The organism is Streptomyces sp. ATLC9, assembly GCF_057196705.1.
Genome location: NZ_JBXUOY010000004.1, coordinates 21,504 through 39,630, shown reverse-complemented (window position 1 = coordinate 39,630; position 18,127 = coordinate 21,504). Strand labels below are relative to the sequence as shown.

The 18,127-nt window shown below is 72.4% G+C and carries 12 protein-coding genes; 11 read left to right on the top strand and 1 reads right to left on the bottom strand.

The genetic code is table 11. From position 1 onward, the window contains the following. Window positions 1–48 precede the first annotated feature (48 nt). Entirely contained in the window at window positions 49–6,438 is a 6,390-nt protein-coding gene (locus tag AC2CJA_RS01015) for a protein kinase domain-containing protein (RefSeq protein ID WP_484600711.1), read from the bottom strand. A 347-nt stretch (window positions 6,439–6,785) separates the two neighbouring features. On the opposite strand from AC2CJA_RS01015, the gene AC2CJA_RS01010 reads away from it, so the two are divergent. From AC2CJA_RS01010 to AC2CJA_RS00960, 11 genes are all read left to right on the top strand, one after another. Continuing rightward, entirely contained in the window at window positions 6,786–7,787 is a 1,002-nt protein-coding gene (locus tag AC2CJA_RS01010; RefSeq protein ID WP_484600710.1) for a DUF389 domain-containing protein, read from the top strand. Window positions 7,788–7,854: 67 nt separating this feature from the next. Beyond that, on the top strand, window positions 7,855–8,718 hold the full coding sequence (locus AC2CJA_RS01005; protein WP_484600725.1) for an NmrA family NAD(P)-binding protein: 864 nt from the start codon (window positions 7,855–7,857) through the stop codon (window positions 8,716–8,718). Between the two features lie 24 nt (window positions 8,719–8,742). After that, entirely contained in the window at window positions 8,743–9,747 is a 1,005-nt protein-coding gene (locus tag AC2CJA_RS01000; RefSeq protein WP_484600709.1) for an AraC family transcriptional regulator, read from the top strand. Window positions 9,748–10,449: 702 nt separating this feature from the next. Beyond that, the gene (locus tag AC2CJA_RS00995) at window positions 10,450–11,625 is read left to right on the top strand and encodes an ATP-binding protein (protein WP_484600708.1); all 1,176 of its coding nucleotides are present in this window, start codon (window positions 10,450–10,452) and stop codon (window positions 11,623–11,625) included. Then, window positions 11,625–12,026 carry a roadblock/LC7 domain-containing protein gene (locus AC2CJA_RS00990; protein WP_484600707.1) on the top strand — a complete coding sequence of 134 codons (402 nt, stop codon included), beginning with the start codon at window positions 11,625–11,627 and terminating at the stop codon, window positions 12,024–12,026. Before AC2CJA_RS00995 ends, AC2CJA_RS00990 begins: the two co-directional genes overlap by 1 nt. Continuing rightward, entirely contained in the window at window positions 12,023–12,397 is a 375-nt protein-coding gene (locus AC2CJA_RS00985; protein ID WP_241714724.1) for a DUF742 domain-containing protein, read from the top strand. The genes AC2CJA_RS00990 and AC2CJA_RS00985 overlap by 4 nt, the downstream gene beginning before the upstream one ends. Continuing rightward, window positions 12,381–12,968, top strand: a complete 588-nt coding sequence (locus tag AC2CJA_RS00980; protein WP_484600706.1) for a GTP-binding protein — start codon at window positions 12,381–12,383, stop codon at window positions 12,966–12,968. Before AC2CJA_RS00985 ends, AC2CJA_RS00980 begins: the two co-directional genes overlap by 17 nt. A gap of 9 nt (window positions 12,969–12,977) precedes the next feature. After that, window positions 12,978–14,345: a cytochrome P450 gene (locus tag AC2CJA_RS00975; RefSeq protein WP_484600705.1), complete on the top strand. Its 1,368-nt coding sequence runs from the start codon at window positions 12,978–12,980 to the stop codon at window positions 14,343–14,345. Between the two features lie 105 nt (window positions 14,346–14,450). Continuing rightward, a complete protein-coding gene (locus AC2CJA_RS00970) occupies window positions 14,451–15,701 on the top strand; it encodes a cytochrome P450 (protein ID WP_484600704.1) in 1,251 nt (416 codons plus the stop codon). 19 nt (window positions 15,702–15,720) lie between these two features. After that, window positions 15,721–16,482, top strand: a complete 762-nt coding sequence (locus AC2CJA_RS00965; RefSeq protein WP_484600724.1) for an enoyl-CoA hydratase/isomerase family protein — start codon at window positions 15,721–15,723, stop codon at window positions 16,480–16,482. Window positions 16,483–16,908: 426 nt separating this feature from the next. Next, on the top strand, window positions 16,909–18,036 hold the full coding sequence (locus tag AC2CJA_RS00960) for an SDR family oxidoreductase (protein ID WP_484600703.1): 1,128 nt from the start codon (window positions 16,909–16,911) through the stop codon (window positions 18,034–18,036). The last annotated feature ends 91 nt before the right edge of the window (window positions 18,037–18,127 follow it).

The window sequence follows — 18,127 nt, the reverse complement described above, 5'->3', positions numbered from 1 at the left end:
GGGGGGTGGGCCGGGCTGTTACGGGGGCGGGCTGTTCGGAGCCGGCGGTCAGCGCAGGCGGAGGTAGGAGGCGTGGTTGTCGATGACGGCCTCCCAGTCCGCGTTCGTGTCCGCGCCCGCGGGGAAGCGCGCCACCTCCCAGCCGGCCTCCACCAGGCGGTCCTCGGCGCCGGCGTCGCGAGTGGGGTCGGCCGGGTGGCCGGGGAGGTCGACGAAGGCGGCCAGGTGGATGTCCTCCACGTGGAAGACCAGGTCCGGGCGCGCGTCCGCCGCGCCGACGAAGGCGCCGGCCTCGTCCGGCAGCCGGTAGCCCCTGGCGCGCAGCCAGCCCAGCAGGTCGCCCCGGGCGACCAGGTCCGCCGGGTCCGCCTCCGCGGGGGTTGGGGAGGCGGGCGCGGTGGCGGCACTCGCGATGTCCGGGATGCCCGGGGTGCCGGACGCCGGGGCGAGGCGGCGGAACCGCTCGCTGCGCGACTCGCCCCGGTCCTCCCGCTCGGTGCGGGCACCGGCCAGCCGCAGCAGCAGCGGGCGGGCGGTGTGGCGGCTCAGCCTGCGGTGGTGCGTCTGGTTGCCGTAGGTCAGCAGGCAGGCGTAGCAGCCGCGGGCGCACTCCTCGTCATCGGCCGGGCCGCCCAGGTCCTCGCCGGTGTCCGGGTCGAAGTGGCAGATCTCCAGGGCCGTGCGGGCGGCCTTCGCCAGCGCGCCCCTCTCGTGCTGGAGGCGGCGCAGCACGCCCGCGCCGCCCTCGGCGGCCTCGGTGAACAGCATGCGGCGGCGCGGGCCGTCCTCCGGCGGCAGCAGCTCCGCCGTCAGCTCCGAGTCCTCCAGCTCGAACGCCGCCTCGATGCCCCGCTCCAGCGCGTACAGCACCGACAGGGCCACCGGCTCGGGCCGGGGCTCGTCCAGGGTGACCACCAGGATGTTGCGGCGGTCCTCCACATACGGCAGCACCCGCCTCTTGCGGCGCTTCTCGTTGCCGTCCTCGTCGACCACCGGCATGCCGGTGCCCTCGACGGCGTCGGCGGCGGCCCGGTCGTTGAGCCAGCGGCCGTCGCCCAGGTCCAGCCAGTAGCCGTCCGGCTCGCCCTCCTTGTCGCGCACCCGGCCGAGGTTGGTGATGCGCACGGTGGCGGAGTCGCCGTAGTCCAGATCGAGGACGGGCGCGCCACCGGCGTCGGCGACGTGCGAGGTGAGACGGCCCCTGCGGACGCCGTGGTCCTGGAAGGCGTAGGAGGTCTCCAGGCGGAAACCGGCCCGGCGGCGCTCCTCCTCGTCCGAGGAGATCCGCTCGCGCGGGGTGGTGTAGACGGTGTGCAGGTGCAGCAGGCCGGTGCGCTTGCCCCGCAGCGGCTCGCCGCACATCGCGCACAGGTCCGAGCCGGCCCGCACGTCGTGGTGGTAGCCGCAGCCGTCGCAGCGCCGCGCCTCGGCGGTGGCCAGATCGCCCGAGGCGTCCGGCGGGAGCTGGACGCGGGTGACCTGGTAGCGGGCGCCCTCGTGGTAGATGAGCGCGCCGGGGCCGAACTCGCGGATCGCCAGGAAGCGCGGGCGCTGGAGGTAGTCGCCGTCGGCGTTGCGGCGGTTGCCCGAGCGCGGGATGTAGGCGGCCAGCGGCAGCCGGGGGAAGCTGTAGCCGGGCAGGAAGCCCTCGGATGCCAGATAGCGGTAGGGGTTGAAGTCGCTCATCACCGACTTGCTGTCCACCGAGCGGTTCAGCAGCAGGTTCGTCTGCGTCTCGGCCTCCCGGCGGCGGCTGCGCGCCCGGCTCTGCTCGCCGGGGGAGAGGGTGTGGTCGACCACGCGCCGGTTCTGCTCGTACTGGTCGATCACGGCCGCGCGGAACAGGTCCCGCCAGCGGTCGAAGGAGGCGTCGAACCGCTCCGGCGCCCGCTCGAGGCGGTCCTCGATCCACTCGTCGTACCACCAGGTGGTGGCCTCGAAGTCGGATATCAGCGGGGCCAGTACGGCGCGGGCGGTGGCGGCCGCGCGGCGGCGGGCGGCCTCGTCGAGGGACCTGTCGCGGACGTCGGGCAGGAGCGGCAGCGGCATGCGGGGGTCGGGGCGGTCGCCGCCGTCGGGGTCGTAGGCGACGTCCACGACGTCCGGGATCGCGGTGCCCAGCTTCATGCCCGTCTCCGCCAGCCAGATGCCCTGCAGATGGGAGCGGACCAGGTCCTCGTTGGCCAGGTCCAGGCGCGGCGGGGCCACCTGCCCGGCCACCATGTCCTGGGAGCGGCGGAAGTAGTACTGGTCGTGGCTGTTGCCCGTGGCGCAGTAGGTGGTCACCAGCGCCGGCCGGCCGCTGCGGCCGGCCCGGCCCGAGCGCTGCGCGTAGTTCGCCGGGGTCGGCGGCACGTTGCGCATCATCACCGCGTTGAGCGAGGAGATGTCCACGCCCAGCTCCATCGTCGGCGAGCAGTACAGCAGCGGCAGTTCGGCCTCGCGGAAGCGCCGCTCGCGCTCCAGCCGGTCCTCCGGGGCCACCTGCGCGGTGTGCTCGCGCGCGAACAGGCCGGCCAGCTCGGCCGCCGCGGTGCGGTACAGGTCGCGGAAGAACGGGTTCACGCGCGGGCCCTCGCCGCTGCTGTAGGTGCGCGCCAGCGGATCGACCGCGCCCCGCTCACCGCTCCCGGCCCGCCAGATGAGCGCCGAGGCCGACACCCGGTAGCCGGTGCGCTTGTCCGCCGCCCGGCGGCGGTAGGCCGGGCCGGAGCGCTCGGGGGCCGTCTCCACCTCGCGCACCAGGTCCGCCTCCCGCAGCACCTTCAGCAGGTCCTCGATGACGCATCGGACGTCGTCCAGGGGCGTCTCGCGCAGTTCGGGGATGTTCCGCCGCAGATACCGGCCGAACTTGCCGCGCGCGGACAGGAACAGCGCCGAGCGCTCCATGCCCGGTCGCGAGGGGTACGGGTAGGCGGTGCCGACCGCCGGGCGGTCGCTCTCGCCCAGCACCCACGGGCCGGTCAGGCGCTCCTCGCTCGCCCGCTGCAAGGTGTCGAAGTCGTCGCGGAAGTACCGCACGTCGATGGCGAGGGCGCGGCGCATGTGGTCGAGCAGGGTGCGGGCGACCTCCTCGCGCAGCGCCGGGTCGGCGCCGCGCAGCACCGCGTGGGCCGACTTCCAGGAGTCGGGATCGGCGGCGATCCAGGCCAGGTCCTCGTAGTCGATGCGCAGCAGGCCCGTCTGCTCCAGGTTCGGCATGGTGATGCGCCAGCCGCGCTCCAGGTCGCGGTAGAGGCGGTAGCCGACGACGTCCCGGAAGACCTTCGCGGCCCGGCGCTCCAGGGACGGCGGCAGGCGCGTGCCGGAGGCGTACTCGCCCGGGGCCAGGCCCATCACCTCGGTGACGGCCTCGGCCAGACCGTCGTGGCGCAGGCCCTCCTCGCCCGCGCGCACCGCGGCCTGGTACAGCGCGCCGCGTAACTGGGTCACCTGGGCGAAGTCGTTGAAGTGCCCGGCCTGGAGCGAGGCGTCCTGCCGGTTGTCGACGAAGGTCAGCAGCTTGCGCGCCTCCCGGTCCAGGCTCTCCTCGGGCACCGCGCGCAGGGACTTGACGATCGACGCCGAGATCAGCGAGGTCGCCGAGGAGCGGCCCTCCTGGGCCAGGGTGGCCAGCTTGGCGAAGTCCTGACCGCGGGTCTGCTCGTAGGAGACCTGGCAGTGCACGCAGAACAGGAACGGCGCCGGGACGAACGCCGCCACCAGGCCCTCGCCGGACTCGCTGCCGTACGCGTCCACCACGACGCGCCTGGGCACCCGGGGACGGTAGGACTTCCTGACCACCATCACGCCCTGCGCGTCCGGCTCCAGCCACGACTCCGGCAGCCGCCGGTCGTCCACGGCCTTCCGCGGGTCGGCCGGCCACTCGTAGTCCTGGCCCGGCATGCCCAGATACAGATAGCCCTCGCCGTCGCGGCCGCCGGAGGCGGAGGTGTCCCGGCGCGGCTCGTAGCGGAAGGCGCCGCCCTCCCCGGTGCGCCACACCGTCAGGTACTCCTGGCCGCACTCGCGGCAGAACGACAGCGGGAACAGCGGCTTGCCGCCGCTGCCCGGCTGCTCCAGCTGGTAGGTGCGGGTCAGCGGCCGGGTGAGCGGATCCTCCAGCGTGGTGTAGACGGTGTCGCCCTTGGAGAGGAACTGGTGCAGCCGGAACGCGAACAGCGGCCGCTCCGTCAACGGGTGCTTGGCCTGCGCGCCCGCCTCCAGCGTCGTGCGGATCGCCTCGCGCACGCTCTCCCCGTCCACCCCGGAGGCGGCGGCCAGCTCGGCGGCCGCCCGCTCGACCGTCTCCGGGGCGCGGCGGCGCAGCCGTCCCGTGCCCTCCTCGGTCTCCAGACCGAAGCGCGACTCCACCCAGCGGGCCAGCGGGTCCTCCGTCAGCGCCTCGTAGGAGCGGGGCGCGGCCGGCACCCGCAGCCGCTCGGCCGGCACGGACTCGGGGGCCTCGCGGGTGGCCCGCACCAGCGTCTCGCCGATGACCCGCTCCGGCGGCACCACCGTGCCGAACAGCCGCCCGGCGACCTTCGCCACCTCGCGCCGCTGCTCCTCCCAGGAGCCCTCGGTCGACATGGTCGCGGAGGTGCCGACGCACTGCAGCGAGGCCGAGGCCCGGCACGCCTCGCGCACCCGGCGGATCAGGAACGCCACGTCCGCGCCCTGCCGGCCCCGGTAGGTGTGCAGCTCGTCGAAGACCAGGAACCGCAGGCCCTCGGCCATGCGGATCAGGCTGGAGCGGTCGTCCGGCCGGGTCAGCATCAGCTCCAGCATCACGTAGTTGGTCAGCAGGATGTCCGGGGGGTCGCGGCGCAGCGCGCGGCGGTCCTCCTCGGACTCCTGGCCGGTGTAGCGGGCGAAGGTGACCGGCTCGCGGCCCTTGCCGAAACCGTGGCGCAGGTACTTCTCCAGCTCCCCCAGCTGGGAGTTGGCCAGCGCGTTCATCGGGTAGACCACGATCGCGCGCACCCGGCCGCCCGCCCTGGGCCCCGCCGCCTCGCGCTCCCTCAGCACCCGGTCCACGATCGGGACGATGTACGCCAGCGACTTGCCCGAGCCGGTGCCGGTGGTCAGGACGTAGGAGTCACCCGCGTGCGCGGCCTCGATCGCCTGCCGCTGGTGGAGGTGGAAGGTCAGCGGGCGGCCGTCCGGGCGGGGCGAGTCCTTCCGCTTGCCGGCCTGGAAGATCTCCGCGCACCTGGGGTGCAGCACCCCGTCGCGCACCAGGTCGGTGACCTGGCCGCCGTCGGCGAAGAACGGGTTCAGCGACAGCCACGGGTCGGGCCACTGCGACTTCTCCGCCAGGTCCTCCTCGACGAAACCCTCGATCCGGGCGTCCCGGATCACCGTCGCGCTCCTGGTGAAGTTCTCGTACTCGGCGATCAGATCGGCGTGGATACCGAAGACGTCCATCGTCTCGGGCAGCCGGGGCCGCCTGCGCGGCACGGGCGCCGGCGCGGCCGGGGCGGGCTCGGGCAGCAGGGCACGCAGCCCGGCGACCGGGTCCATGGCCCGCCAGTGCGGGGCGGGCAGGCCGGCCGTGGGATCCGGGGCGAGCGCGAGCGGGACCAGCGTCTCCCGGACCGCGTCGGCGTTCTCCGGCCGCAGTTCGGCGTCCTTCTCCAGCAGGCGGTCCACCAGCCGGACCAGCCCGGCCGGCAGATCCGGGCGCACCAGGGTCAGCCGCGGCGGCAGCTCGTGCAGATGCTGCCGGGAGAGCTCGAAGGCGGTCCGGGCGGAGAACGGCGGCCGGCCGATCAGCAGCTCGTACAGGACGCAGCCCAGCGCGTACAGGTCGGCCGGGGCCGAGACGCGCTCGGCGCGGAACTGCTCGGGCGCCATGTAGCGGGCCGTGCCGACGCTGACGCCCGTACTGGTCAGCCGCGTCTGGTCGGGGTCGTCGACGACGGAACCCATGCCGAAGTCGAGGATCTTGACGGTGCCGTCACCGGTCAGCATCACATTGGCCGGCTTCAGATCGCGGTGGACGACCCCGGCGGCGTGCGCGGCGGTCAGCCCGGCGGCGACCTGCGCCCCGATCGCGGCGGCCCAGGAGACCGGGAGCTGGGGCTCCTCGTCGATCAGGTCCGCCAGCGGATGGCCGTCCAGCAGCTCCATCGCCAGATAGGGCAGACCGCCGCCGCCCGGCGCGTCGTCCGCGCCGCGGTCCACGCCGCCGTCGATCAGCAGGGTGAGGTTGGGGTGGCCCTGGGAGAGCATGCGCATGATGCGCACCTCGCGGCGGAAGCGCTCGATCTCCTTGCCGGTGCCGGAGGCGCCGACCGCGATCCCGGTCCGGCCGCGCAGCACCGTCTTGACCGCGACCTCGCGGTGCGGGGAGCCGGGGGCGGCCTGAAGGTCCTCGGCCCGGCGCACCTCGCCCATGTTCCCGCGCCCCACGGCCCCCGTGATCCGGAACCGCCCGCCGATCGTCTCCAGGCCCACCGGCCCTCCCCGCCTCACCCGTCGTACACGCTGGGTCGCACCCCGCCAGGGAGCGTATCCCCTTCGTTCCGCCGAGGAGGATCGCATGATTTTGTTGACTGAGTCAACGCGCGGTCGGTTCTTCGGTGCCCCGGCGGAGGGCGGGGGCACCGGTGTCCGGTCCGGCGCCGCGACCTTCCGCGCACTGTATTGACAGGGGGCGGTGCGATGGCTTGGTGTGGCCGCTCCGTTACACCGGAGTGTCTGTCCGGCGCGCGGCGCCGCACTGTTCCGGGGCGCCGGACCGAACGCGCGTCCACCCGTGTCCCGCCGTCCGCGGGGGCGTCCGCCGTGCTTGCTTTGAGGGTGTGATCAGTGGAATCCGCGCCCGTGTCCTGCCCGCCTCCCAGCGCCGCTCGATGGACGAGCTGGCCCAGGCCCTGGATCTGTCCGTCGGGGACGCCGCCTCCAAACGCTCGGCCTTCTGGACGATGCTGACGCTGTCCTCGGTGATCGCGGGCGGCGGAGTGCTCACGGACTCGGCGGCGACCGTGATCGGGGCGATGATCATCGCTCCCCTGTCCACGCCGATCATGGGCATCGCCCTGGGGTCGGTGCGGCGCCGCCGCACCGGATCGGTCAGGGTCGTCATCCTGGCGGGCCTGCTGGTGGTCGTGCTCGGGATGGCCATGTCGGTGCCCCTGCCCGACGACTACGACCTGCTGTCCAACAGCCAGATCTCCTCGCGCACCTCACCGGGCCTGATGGACCTGGTCGCCGCCCTGGCCACCGGCTTCGCCGGCGCGGTGGCCCAGGCCCGCCGGGACGTCGGCGCCGTGCTGCCCGGCGTGGCGATCGCCATCTCCCTCGTCCCGCCCCTGACGGTGGTGGGGGTGTGCCTGGGGCATCTGTCGGGATGGCTCGCGCTGGGCGCGCTGGTGCTGTTCGTCTCCAACCTCTTCGCCCTGGTCTTCGGCGGGATGGTGGTCTTCGCCTCGCTCGGCTACGGCACGGAGGCGGGCCGGGCCTCCGGGCGTCCGGCCCGCCGCACGTACGCCGCCATGGCCCTGCTGTTCACCGTCGTGGTCGTGCCGCTGACGGCCAACACCGCCCTCACGTTCCTGCTCGACACCTGGACGGGCCGGACCAAGGACGCGGCGCGGCAGTGGCTCGCCGACGAGCCCGGCGCGTCCGTCACGAAAGTCGACGCGGTCTCCCGCACGATGCACGTCCACGTCCGTGTGCCCGGGGAGCTCCCGCCGGTGCGGTCCCTACTCGACCGGCTGGAGGGACGGATCCCCGACGGCGTCCCCGTCGTGGTGGACGCCTCGCGCGGCAGGCGTGTCGACGCCGGGGTGGTCGGCGACTGAACACCGTACCGCCCCGCACCGTGCCCGCGCACCGAGACGATCGCGTATGAACGTGAGCCCGGCGGCCATGGAGCGTCCGCCGGGCGCGCACTTCAATGGAGCCGTGAACAACCAGGGAAACGACACCGCACCCATCCTCGTCGTCGGCGGCACCGGCAAGACCGGACGGCGGGTGGCCGACCGCCTCCGGGCGCTCGGCCGCCCCGTACGTCCCGTCTCCCGCAGCGGCGGGACCCCCTTCGTCTGGGAGGACGAGAGCACCTGGCCGGCCGCGCTGGACGGGGCCCGCGCCGCCTACGTGACCTACTACCCCGACCTCGCCTTCCCGGGGGCGAAGGAGACCGTCGGGCGGTTCGCGGCCCTCGCCGTCGAGCGGGGGGTGCGCCGCCTGGTGCTGCTCTCCGGCCGGGGCGAGGAGGGCGCGGCCGCCAGTGAGGAGGCGTTCAAGGCCTCCGGCTGCGACTGGACCCTCGTGCGGGCCGACTGGTTCAACCAGAACTTCAGCGAGGACTTCTTCCTCGGCCCGGTCCGCTCGGGCGAGCTGGCGCTGCCCGCCGGGGACGCCGTCGAGCCGTTCGTCGACGCCGACGACATCGCCGACGTCGTCGTCGCCGCCCTCACCGACGACCGGCACATCGGCAGGACCTACGAGCTGTCCGGCCCCCGGCCGCTGAGCTTCCACGACGTAGCCCGCGAACTGTCGGCGGCCACCGGCCGCACCATCACCTACACTCCGGTCGGCGCCGACGACTACCGTGCGATGCTGCGGGAGGCGGGTGCGCCGGAGGAGTTCGCGGACCTCTTCGCCTCCATCACCGACGGCCGTAACGCCGGTGTGGCGCACGGCGTCCGCGAGGTGCTCGGACGGGAGCCCAAGGACTTCTCGCGGTACGTCGGGGAGACCGCGGCCACCGGGGTCTGGGACGCCTGACCTGGAGAGCGGGAGACGAGCGCTGTGGACACGATCGGCGGACTGCTGGGGAGCCCCCGGGCCAGAGGCGCCTTCCTGCTGAAGTCGGTGTTCAACCCGCCATGGGGACTGCGCGTCGAGGACCGCGCGCCCCTGTCGCTGGTCACCGTGCTGCACGGCTCGGCGTGGGTGCTGCGCGAGGGCGGCGAGCCGGCGCGGCTGGCGGCCGGGGACGTGGCCGTCCTGCGCGGGCCCGAGCCGTACACGCTCGCCGACGACCCGGCGACGGTGCCGGGCATCATGGTCGGCCCCGGGCAGCACTGCGGCACCACGACGGGGGAGGACCTCACCGAGGCGATGCCCCTGGGGGTGCGCACCTGGGGCCAGCCGCACCGCACGGGGGCGACCGTGATGCTCAGCGGCACCTACCAGGCGCCCGGCGAGGTCGGGCGCAGACTGCTCGACGGCCTGCCCGCCCTGCTTCTGCGGCCCGCCTCGGCCGTGCGGACCCCGCTGATCGGCATGCTGGCCGACGAGGTGGACAAGGAGGAGGCCGGCCAGGAGGTGGTCCTGGACCGGCTGCTCGACCTGCTGCTCATCGACGTCCTGCGCTCCTGGCTCGCGGAGCCCGGTACCGGCGCGCCGCCCTGGTTCCGGGCCCAGGGCGACCCAGTGGTGGGACAGGCCCTGAGGCTGCTGCACGAGCGGCCCGGCCGGCCGTGGACGGTCGCCTCGCTCGCCTCCTCCGTCGGGATCTCCCGGGCGGCGCTGGCCCGCCGCTTCACCGAACTCGTCGGCGAGCCGCCGATGTCCTACCTGACCGGGTGGCGGCTGACGCTCGCCGCCGAACTGCTGCGCGACCCCGAACTGTCCGTCGCCGGCATCGCCCGGCGGGTGGGGTACTCGGGCCCGTTCGCCCTGAGTGCCGCCTTCAAGCGGGAACGCGGCGTCAGCCCGAGGGAGTTCCGCCGGGGGGAGCGGCCCGGCGAGGCCCCGGACACCTGCTCCGACGAGAGGACGGTCGTCCTCGGAGGCGGCTCCCCGGCCTGACTCCGCCCTCAGCGCGGGAGCCGCCGCGGCGGCGGCACAGCGGTACCCCTGCGCCCGAGGGCCGTCCGAGGGGCGAGCGAAGGCCCCCGGCCCGGCGCCCGCCGTCGGCTGCCCGGCCGATCGCCACACGGTGCGGGCGGCCCGGGGAGCGCCGGGGGACCATCCGGGCGGCGGGCTCGGGCGCCGCCTCGAGCCAGAGGCCGGTGATTCCCTCCGGCCGGTGGTCGAGAGTGCCGGTGGCGGCCTCGGTTTTGCCCGTATGAAGGACCGGGGGATCCCCTGAGAATTCCGTCCGAAAAGTGATGATGACGGCCATGTCTGCTCGGCGTCGACCGGCTTCGCGGCTCCGCCTTCGCCGGGTGAGCGGAGAAGCAAAACGCCCAAAAGGTGAGTGACAGGTGAATATGCCCGCGATGGCGAAATGGCCTGACTTTCCAAAAACGGCAGCGGGATGCGCGGTGCTAAGATCGACGCGCTTGCTCGCCAGCATCCGGCTCGCCGGTACCCGAGCCGCCAAGTGCGCCGTGGGGACGGGTTCCTGACGGTGCGGAACGGCCGGATCCGCAGCGGCTACGCTTGGCGAGGTTGAGCAGGTAGCGGGCGCGGCGGGGGGATCGCGGCGTGCCGGTGCGCTTCTGCGTTTCCTGCGATACAAGCGGAACGCAGCCTTAATCATGACCCCTCGTTAAACAGAGAGAGCTCATGGCACATTACTTCACGGACCCGGTCTTCTGGGGTCTGGCCGCTGTGGCGCTTGTCGTCACAGTCGTACTCCTCCTGAGCAGACGGCGCGCCCGGCAGTTGGCCAGCGATTTAACGCTGAATAAAAACCGTGTCGGAGAACTGGAGAAGAATCTGGCGGAAACCCGGAAAAGGCTGGCCAGGGCCGAGGACAACGCCGAGGAGGCAGCCAGGGAGGTCAGGGAGGTCACCGACGGGAAGATCTCCGCCGTCCTCAAGTCCGCCATGCAGACCCTCCGTCTCCTCGCCGGTGAGCAGCAGCTCATACTGGACCGGCTGGAACAGGAGTACGGCGGCCACAAGATCCTCCAGTCGCTGCTGGAGGTGGACCGTGCCAACGCCCAGTTCGCCCGGCGCGCACTGGGCATCACGATCCTGTGCGGCGGGTTCCCCGGGCGGCGCAGGGAGCCCGCGTCGGTCCATGACGTGATCCGCAGTGCCCAGGGCCAGATCGGCCCCTTCGACCGGGTTCAGATCCGCTCCCAGACCAACTTCGCCATCGTTCCCGCCGCGGTGGACGGTGTCGCCCTGGCCGTCGCCGAGCTGCTCGCCAACGCCGCGAGCTACTCACGCCCCGAAAGTACGATCGAGGTGAACCTCCAGCCCGTCCACCAGGGGCTGTGCGTCATCATCGACGACGCCGGCCCGGGTCTGAGCCCGGAGAGGAAGCAGAAGGCCGCGGAACTCTTCTCGGGCGAGCACCGGCCCGGTCTGTCCGAACTCGGCAACCCTCCGCAGTTCGGGTTCCCCGTGGTGGCCGAACTGGCGCGTCGTTTCGGCTTCGCCGTGGACGTCAGCACCACTTCTCCCTTTGGCGGTGCGCGGGCCATCCTGCGCCTTCCCGAGGGGCTCCTGACGACGGAGTACACCGAGCGGAGGAGTACACCAGCCATGGACGCCACCCCGCGGAACGCCCCGGCCGCGCAGCAGCTCTCCGGCGACCGCACCGCCAACGGCCTGCCCAAGAGGGGCGAACGCAAGGCCCCCATCACCCTCGTGCACACCGCCTCCCCGGAGACCGGCAGGCAGCCCGGGCAGAACGTGGAGTCCGCCGCCGCCAGGATGGCGGCGCTGCAGAGGGGCACGCGGACAGGCCGACAGCTCCCCGTGACGAATCAGGAAGGACAGGACTCTTGATGCAGGAAGACCTGTCATGGATGCTCACGAACATCCTGAAGGTGCCCGGCGCGCGGCATGCGCTGCTCGTCTCGGCCGATGGTCTCAAGCGAGGCATGACCGAGGCCCTTCACCCCGATCTGGCCGACAGGACGGCCGCGGCGATGAGCGCCCTGCAGTCGATCAGCCGTTCCACGGCGGGCTTCGTGGGCTCCGAGGGGGAGTCGCGGTGGCGTCAGACGGTGGTCGAGTTCGACCACGGATGGCTCTTCCTCGTGGCGGCCGGCAGCGGGGCGTATCTGGCCGTCTCGGCCTCGACGGACGTCGACATGGAGGGGATCACCTTCCGCATGCACCAGCTCGTGCAGAGCCTCGGCGGAGAGATGACCACCCCGGCTCGCGAGATGGCTGATGAGACGTGAGCACTGAAGACCCGGCCTTCGAGGCGACCGGAAGATTAGTACGTCCCTACGTCATCACAGGCGGCCGTGAGATCCCCTCGGAACGGGAGTTCTCGGTGACGACGCTGATCATGGCCGCCGATGACGCGACCGACAGGTGGGTGGTCTCCCCGGAGAGCCGCAGCGTCCTGGAACTGTGCGTGGGCGGCTACCTCTCGGTCATCGAGATCGCCGGGCACCTCGGCCTCCCCCTGGGGATCGTGCGCGGGCTGCTCGCCGAACTGGCCGAAAACGGAATGATCCTGACCCGCGCTCCGGTGCCGAGTGCCGAGCGCGTCCCCAGACAACTTCTCGAGGATGTACTGCATGGCCTCCGTGCTCGATTCGCCTGACCGTGGACCGGTCCACCTGGGCCGGTCCGTCCGGACGACGGTGAAGATCCTGGTCGTCGGTCACTTCGGCGTGGGCAAGACCACCTTCGTCGGCAGCATCTCCGAGATCGAGCCGCTGCGCACCGAGGAGCTGATCACGCAGGCCAGCACCGGCGTGGACGACCTGGCCGGCACGCCGGACAAGACGACGACCACGGTCGCCCTGGACTTCGGCCGCCTCACCCTCAGCGACGAGCTGGTCCTGTACCTGTTCGGGACCCCCGGACAGCAGCGCTTCCAGCAACTGTGGGAGGACCTCTCGATCGGCGCCCTGGGCGCGCTGCTGCTGGTCGACCCGGAGCGGCTGGGCGAGTCCTTCCCCGTCCTGGACCTCGTGGAGCAGTACGGGCTCCCGTGCGCGGTCGGGGTGAACCAGTTCGACGGATCCCCCTCCTACGCCGTCGGCGAGATCCGTGAGGCGCTCAACCTGCCCGACGACGTGCCCGTGGTCTCCTGCGACGTCCGGGACCAGGCATCCTCGGCCAACACCCTCATCACTTTCGTGGAGTATCTCCTCTCCCGTACCGACTAGGAGCCCCCCGTGCAGCACCGACCGGACTACCGGCAGCCCCCGCCCGGCTGCCCCGCCCATGGCAGAGTCCCCCTGTACACGACCGAGTTCGGGAGTGATCCCGACAGCTACTACGACCACCTGAGGCAGTCCGGGGCCAGCGCGCCCGTGGAGATGGCGCCCGGCGTCGAAGCCGAACTGGTGACGAGCTACGCGGCCGCGCTGCACATCCTGCAGCACCCCGACACGTTCGTCAGGGACGCACGCCGCTGGCGTGCCCTCAACGAGGGCCGCGTACCGGCCGACAGCCCGGCCCTGCCCATGATGGGTTACCGGCCCAACGCCCTGTTCTCCGACGGGGCCGACCACGCGCGGCTGCGGCAGGTGGCGACGGACGGCCTGGACACCGTCGACCCCCATCAGCTGGGGCGCCACGTGGAACAGGTCGCCGACTACCTCATCGACCAGATCAGCGGCCGCGGCCGCAGGGCCGACCTCGTCACCGACTACGCCCAGCAGCTGCCCCTGCTGGTCTTCAGCGAGCTCTTCGGGTGCCCGCCCGACATCGGCGACGACATCGTCTTCGGCGTCTCCGGCATCTTCGAGGGCGGATCCGACGCCGAGCAGGCCAACCAGATCCTCGGACAGGCCCTGCACCGGCTCGTCACCCTCAAGCGGCGGTCACCGGGCAACGACGTGACCTCCCGGATGCTCAAGCACCCCGCGGGTCTCAACGACGACGAGATGGTCAACCAGCTCGTCACGCTGCTGTCGGGCGGCACCGCACCGCTGACCTCCCTCATCAGCACGGGCATCGCCCTGATACTCGGCGACGACCGGTACACCGGCAGCCAGGTGCTGGTCGAGGACGCCGTCAACGAGGTGCTGTGGAAGTACGCCCCCATCGCCAACTACGCCGTGCACTACCCCGTACAGGACGTGGAGCTCGACGGCAGGGTCCTGCGGGCCGACGACCCGGTGGTGATCAGCTTCGCGGCCGCCAACACCGACCCGGCCGTGACCGAGAGCCGCTACGCCCTCAGGGGGCGGGCCTACCTCGCCTTCGGCGCGGGCCCCCACGTGTGTCCCGCCAAGGACCCCGCCAACCTGATCGGGACCAGGGCGATCGAGAGGATCCTCACCCGTCTGCCCGACATCTCCCTGGGCATCGACTTCGACCGCCTGACCTGGCAGCCGACCCCGTGGAGCAGAACACTCACCACCCTGCCCGTCCACTTCACCCCCGCCCCGCCGTCGGCCCGGCAGCTCCAGGACCGTCCGCGGCGGGCCTCGGCGTCGGCCGAGGAGCCCGCTCACCACGCCGCGCCCCCCGTGTCGCAGTCCCATGCGAAGGCCACGCGGTGGAGTTCCTTCCTCAAGTGGCTCACCGGAGCGTGATCTACGTAACAGCACGTGACAGGGGGGTATTCGCATAGTCATTCCGTCCCAGGGGTAGAGACGGCAGGTTGTTCGAACCGCCCCCGCCTCGAAGGAGTGCCCCGCGTGGGACCCGCGATAGCCCCCTCCGCCGACCGGCGTTCCGTCGCAGCCCTCATATCCCGCCTGCGGACCGCCGCGGGCCAGAGGGACCCCTACCCCTACTACGCGGAACTCCGGGCGATGGGGGACATCATCCCGGCCCCGTGGGGAGGGCATCTGATCACCTCCTTCGGCCTGGCCGACCGGGTCCTGCGCAGCAGGGACTGGCACGTCCCCGACGCCCGGTGGCGTGCCAGTCAGGGAGAGGCGACGCGGTGGAGCGCGGTGTCCTCCCGGGAGATGAGCAAGACCCTGCCCGCGCTCAACCCGCCCGACCACACACGGGTACGCCGGGTGACCAGCGGCAGGCTCGACCGCAGATCGCTGGAGGAGCTGCGGCGCCCGGTCGCCGACATCACCCGCGGTCTCCTCGACCGGTTCGCCGAGCACCTCGCCGGCGGAGAGGCGGACTTCGTTCCCCTGGTCGCCGAGGAACTGCCCGTCATCACCATCGGCCGGTGGCTCGGCCTGCCGGCCGCCGACCACCCGCTGCTGCGCGACCTCACCCACGACCAGGTCTTCGCCCAGGAACTCCTCCCCTCCGCCAGCCAGCTCGCGCTGTCCGACGCGGCGACGGCGCAGCTGCGCGGCTACTTCACCGCCCTGGTCCGCGAGCGACGCTCCAGGCCAGGACCCGATCCGGTCTCGGCCTGGATCCGGGCCTGGGACGAGATCGAGCCCGACCGGGAGGCCGCCGACGAAGCCGTCTACCACACCACCCTGTTCGTCCTCCTGGCCGCACTCGAGACGACCTCCACCCTGCTGGCCACCACGGTCCAGCTCCTCCTGGAGCACCCGGGGCAGTGGGAATGGCTGCGCGGGCACCCCGAGCAGATCCCCGCGGCGGTCGAGGAGGCGCTGCGGTACGACGCACCCACCCACGTCGCCAGCCGCATCGCGAGCAAGGACCTCACCCTCGCCGGCGTCGACATCCGCGAGGACCAGATGGTGCACCTCATGATCGGCGCCGCCAACCGCGACCCCGCCCACTGCCCCGATCCCGACACCTTCGACGTCCGCCGCAAAGCGGCCCACCTGAGTTTCAGCGGGGGCATCCACTACTGCCTCGGCGCGCCCCTGGCCCGCCTGGAGGCCACGACCCTGCTGACCGCTCTGCTCGAACGTTTCCCCGCCCTCGTCCTCGCCCGCGAGCCCCAGTGGGCCCCGAGGGTCGCCTTCCGCCGTATGCTCACCCTGCCCGTCGCCCTGCCATGAGGTGCCCGTGACCGCCCCGATGGACAACCGGTACAAGACACTCCACGTCAGCCAGGACGGACCCGTCCTGCACGTCCGCCTGAACAGCCCGGAGACCGGCAACACCCTCACCGCCGCCGCTCTCGACGAACTCCTCGCCGTCCTCGGCGCGGTCAACGACCGCCCCGAGATCCGGGTCCTGGTGCTCTCCGGGGCGGGGGAGCACTTCTGCCTGGGCGCCGACCGGGAGGAGTTCGCCGCCTCCCTGAAGGCGGACCCCGGCGGGGGCGGACTCCGTGTGATCGCCGACAGGGCCCGGCGCGTCTGCGAGGCCCTGGACACCACCACCGCGATCACCATCGCCCGGGTCCACGGAAAGGTCGTCGGCGCCGGCCTCGCCCTCACCGTCTTCTGCGACCTGCGGGCCGGGGCGGACACCACCCGGTTCCGGCTGCCCGAGGTCGCCCTGGGCGTGGCACCGGTGTGGGGCGGCGTCCTGCCCCGGCTGCTCAGCGAGGCCGGAACCGCCAGGATCCGCGAACTCCTCCTCACCTGCGCCCCGTTCGGAGCCGAGGAGGCGCGGGAGATGTCCGTCCTCCACAAGGCGGTGCCGGCCGGTGAGCTCGACGCGGCCGTCGAGGCCTGGGTCAGGCCGCTGCTCCGCCGCCCGCCCGAGGCGCTTCCGCTGGCCAAGGCCGTCCTGGGGGCGTACTCCAGGGGCACCCGGCTCGCGGACGCCGGCCTGCTCGACGCCCAGCTGCTGTCCGCGGCGTGCGCCGTCTCCGCCTCCCGGCCCGGGTGAGCCCGGCCGTCAGATGTCGCGGGAGGGGCCAGCCAGCGCCATGACCTGCTGCGATGGCCGGTCGCGGGGCGCTGACCTGTGCGCCGAAGGTCGGCCTTGTTCCTCGGCGGCAGTGGGCGGCTGGGACCTGTCCCCGGGTGCCGGTCTTCCGCCGGTGGACGGCCGGCAGGAGCGCGGAGAACGCCACCACCGGGCGCGGGATGTCAAGCATGGCTCGGCAGGGAACCAACGTGAAGCCTCCGGTGTCGTAGGACGATCCTGTGGTGAGAACCGTCCTGCCAGGGGCTTTGCGTCTGCCCGCCGCTGGGCAGGGCCGCCCGGATTTTCCGGGTACCAGAGCCTCGTCCGGCTTCGCGCGGATCATCTCGCCGAGAAAAACCTCACCGCGCTTTTGCTCTTCTGGCCCCCTTCACCCATCCTGAGGCGGTGACCGTTCTGATTACGGGTGCCACCGGTTTTGTGGGCTCACGTATCGCGCATGCGTTGCTGACGACGCGGAACCAGCAGGTTGTCGCACTGGGGCGGGGTGAGCCTTCGGCTTTACGCGACCGTGTCGTGGCGGCGATCCGCCTGCAGGGGGATACGGACAGCGTCGCCCTGCAGCGGCTGCGCTGCGTCTCGGGCGATGTGACGCTGCCGTGGCTGGGGCTGACGCCGGCACTGCACGCCCGGCTGGCAGGGCAGGTCGATGCCGTCTGGCACTGCGCGGGTGACATTGCCCTGGCTGGGGAGCGGGAGCGTCTTTTCCGAGTGAACACGCAGGGCACCGCCCACGTTCTCGCTTTTCTGGACCAGACACGGCCCGCATGCCGACTGGTGCACGTGAGCACCATGGCGGTCGCGGGTAACCGGCCCGCCGGGCCGGTGCTGGAGGACGATCTGACCGACGTCCACGGTTTCGTGACGCACTACGACGCGTCGAAGTACGCGGCGGAGCAACTGGTCCGCCGGTGGGCGGCCCGACGTGCGCGTCCGGCGCTGGTACTGCGCCCCGGCGTGGTGGCCAGCGACCGGCCCCTGCCGGACAGCGCGGCGGAACATCCGCTGGCCCAGCTGGGAAAGATGATCAAGATTCTCGCGGAGGGGGGCGCGCCCGGTATCCCGCCGGAGGCCGAGCGCCCGCGGGGAACCGAGACGCGCCTGCGGATCAACGCGTCGCCCTCCGCCACCTTCAACATCGTGCCGAGCGACTACGCGACCGAGGCGATGGTCCGCATCGGGTGCGACACGCCTCGTGCGGACTCCGGGGTACGCACCTACCACATCGTTCACCCCACGCCCACCCGACTGGCAGACGTGCTCCGTGTCCTGGAGCGGCATCACGCCGGTCTGCGACTGGAGTGCGCGGAGGAGTTCGACGGGGCGAGTGTGCCCGAACTCTTCATCGCCAGGCATTTGACGGGCTTTATCAGTTACTGCCGGCTTCAGCACCGGTACGACCGTACCCACGCGCTGGCCGACACCCCCGGGCTGCCGGAGCCCGCGCCGGTCGACGCACGCTTTCTTCAGCGGGCACTCGGATTCGACGCCTTGCCGGCCTCTTCCCCGGGATAGCGGTCAGCGGGCCGCCGCCCCCTTCTCCGCCACGCCGGCACGAGCGTTCCGCCGTGCCGGCCGGAACATCCGTACCAGTCAGTTGGGAGCA

Coding starts and splice junctions, on each gene's coding strand:
- AC2CJA_RS01005 (WP_484600725.1), top strand. CDS start 7,855: ATGGAGCGTCCGCCGGGCGCGCACTTCAATGGAGCCGTGAACAACCAG.
- AC2CJA_RS00995 (WP_484600708.1), top strand. CDS start 10,450: ATGGCACATTACTTCACGGACCCGGTCTTCTGGGGTCTGGCCGCTGTG.
- AC2CJA_RS00990 (WP_484600707.1), top strand. CDS start 11,625: ATGCAGGAAGACCTGTCATGGATGCTCACGAACATCCTGAAGGTGCCC.
- AC2CJA_RS00965 (WP_484600724.1), top strand. CDS start 15,721: ATGGACAACCGGTACAAGACACTCCACGTCAGCCAGGACGGACCCGTC.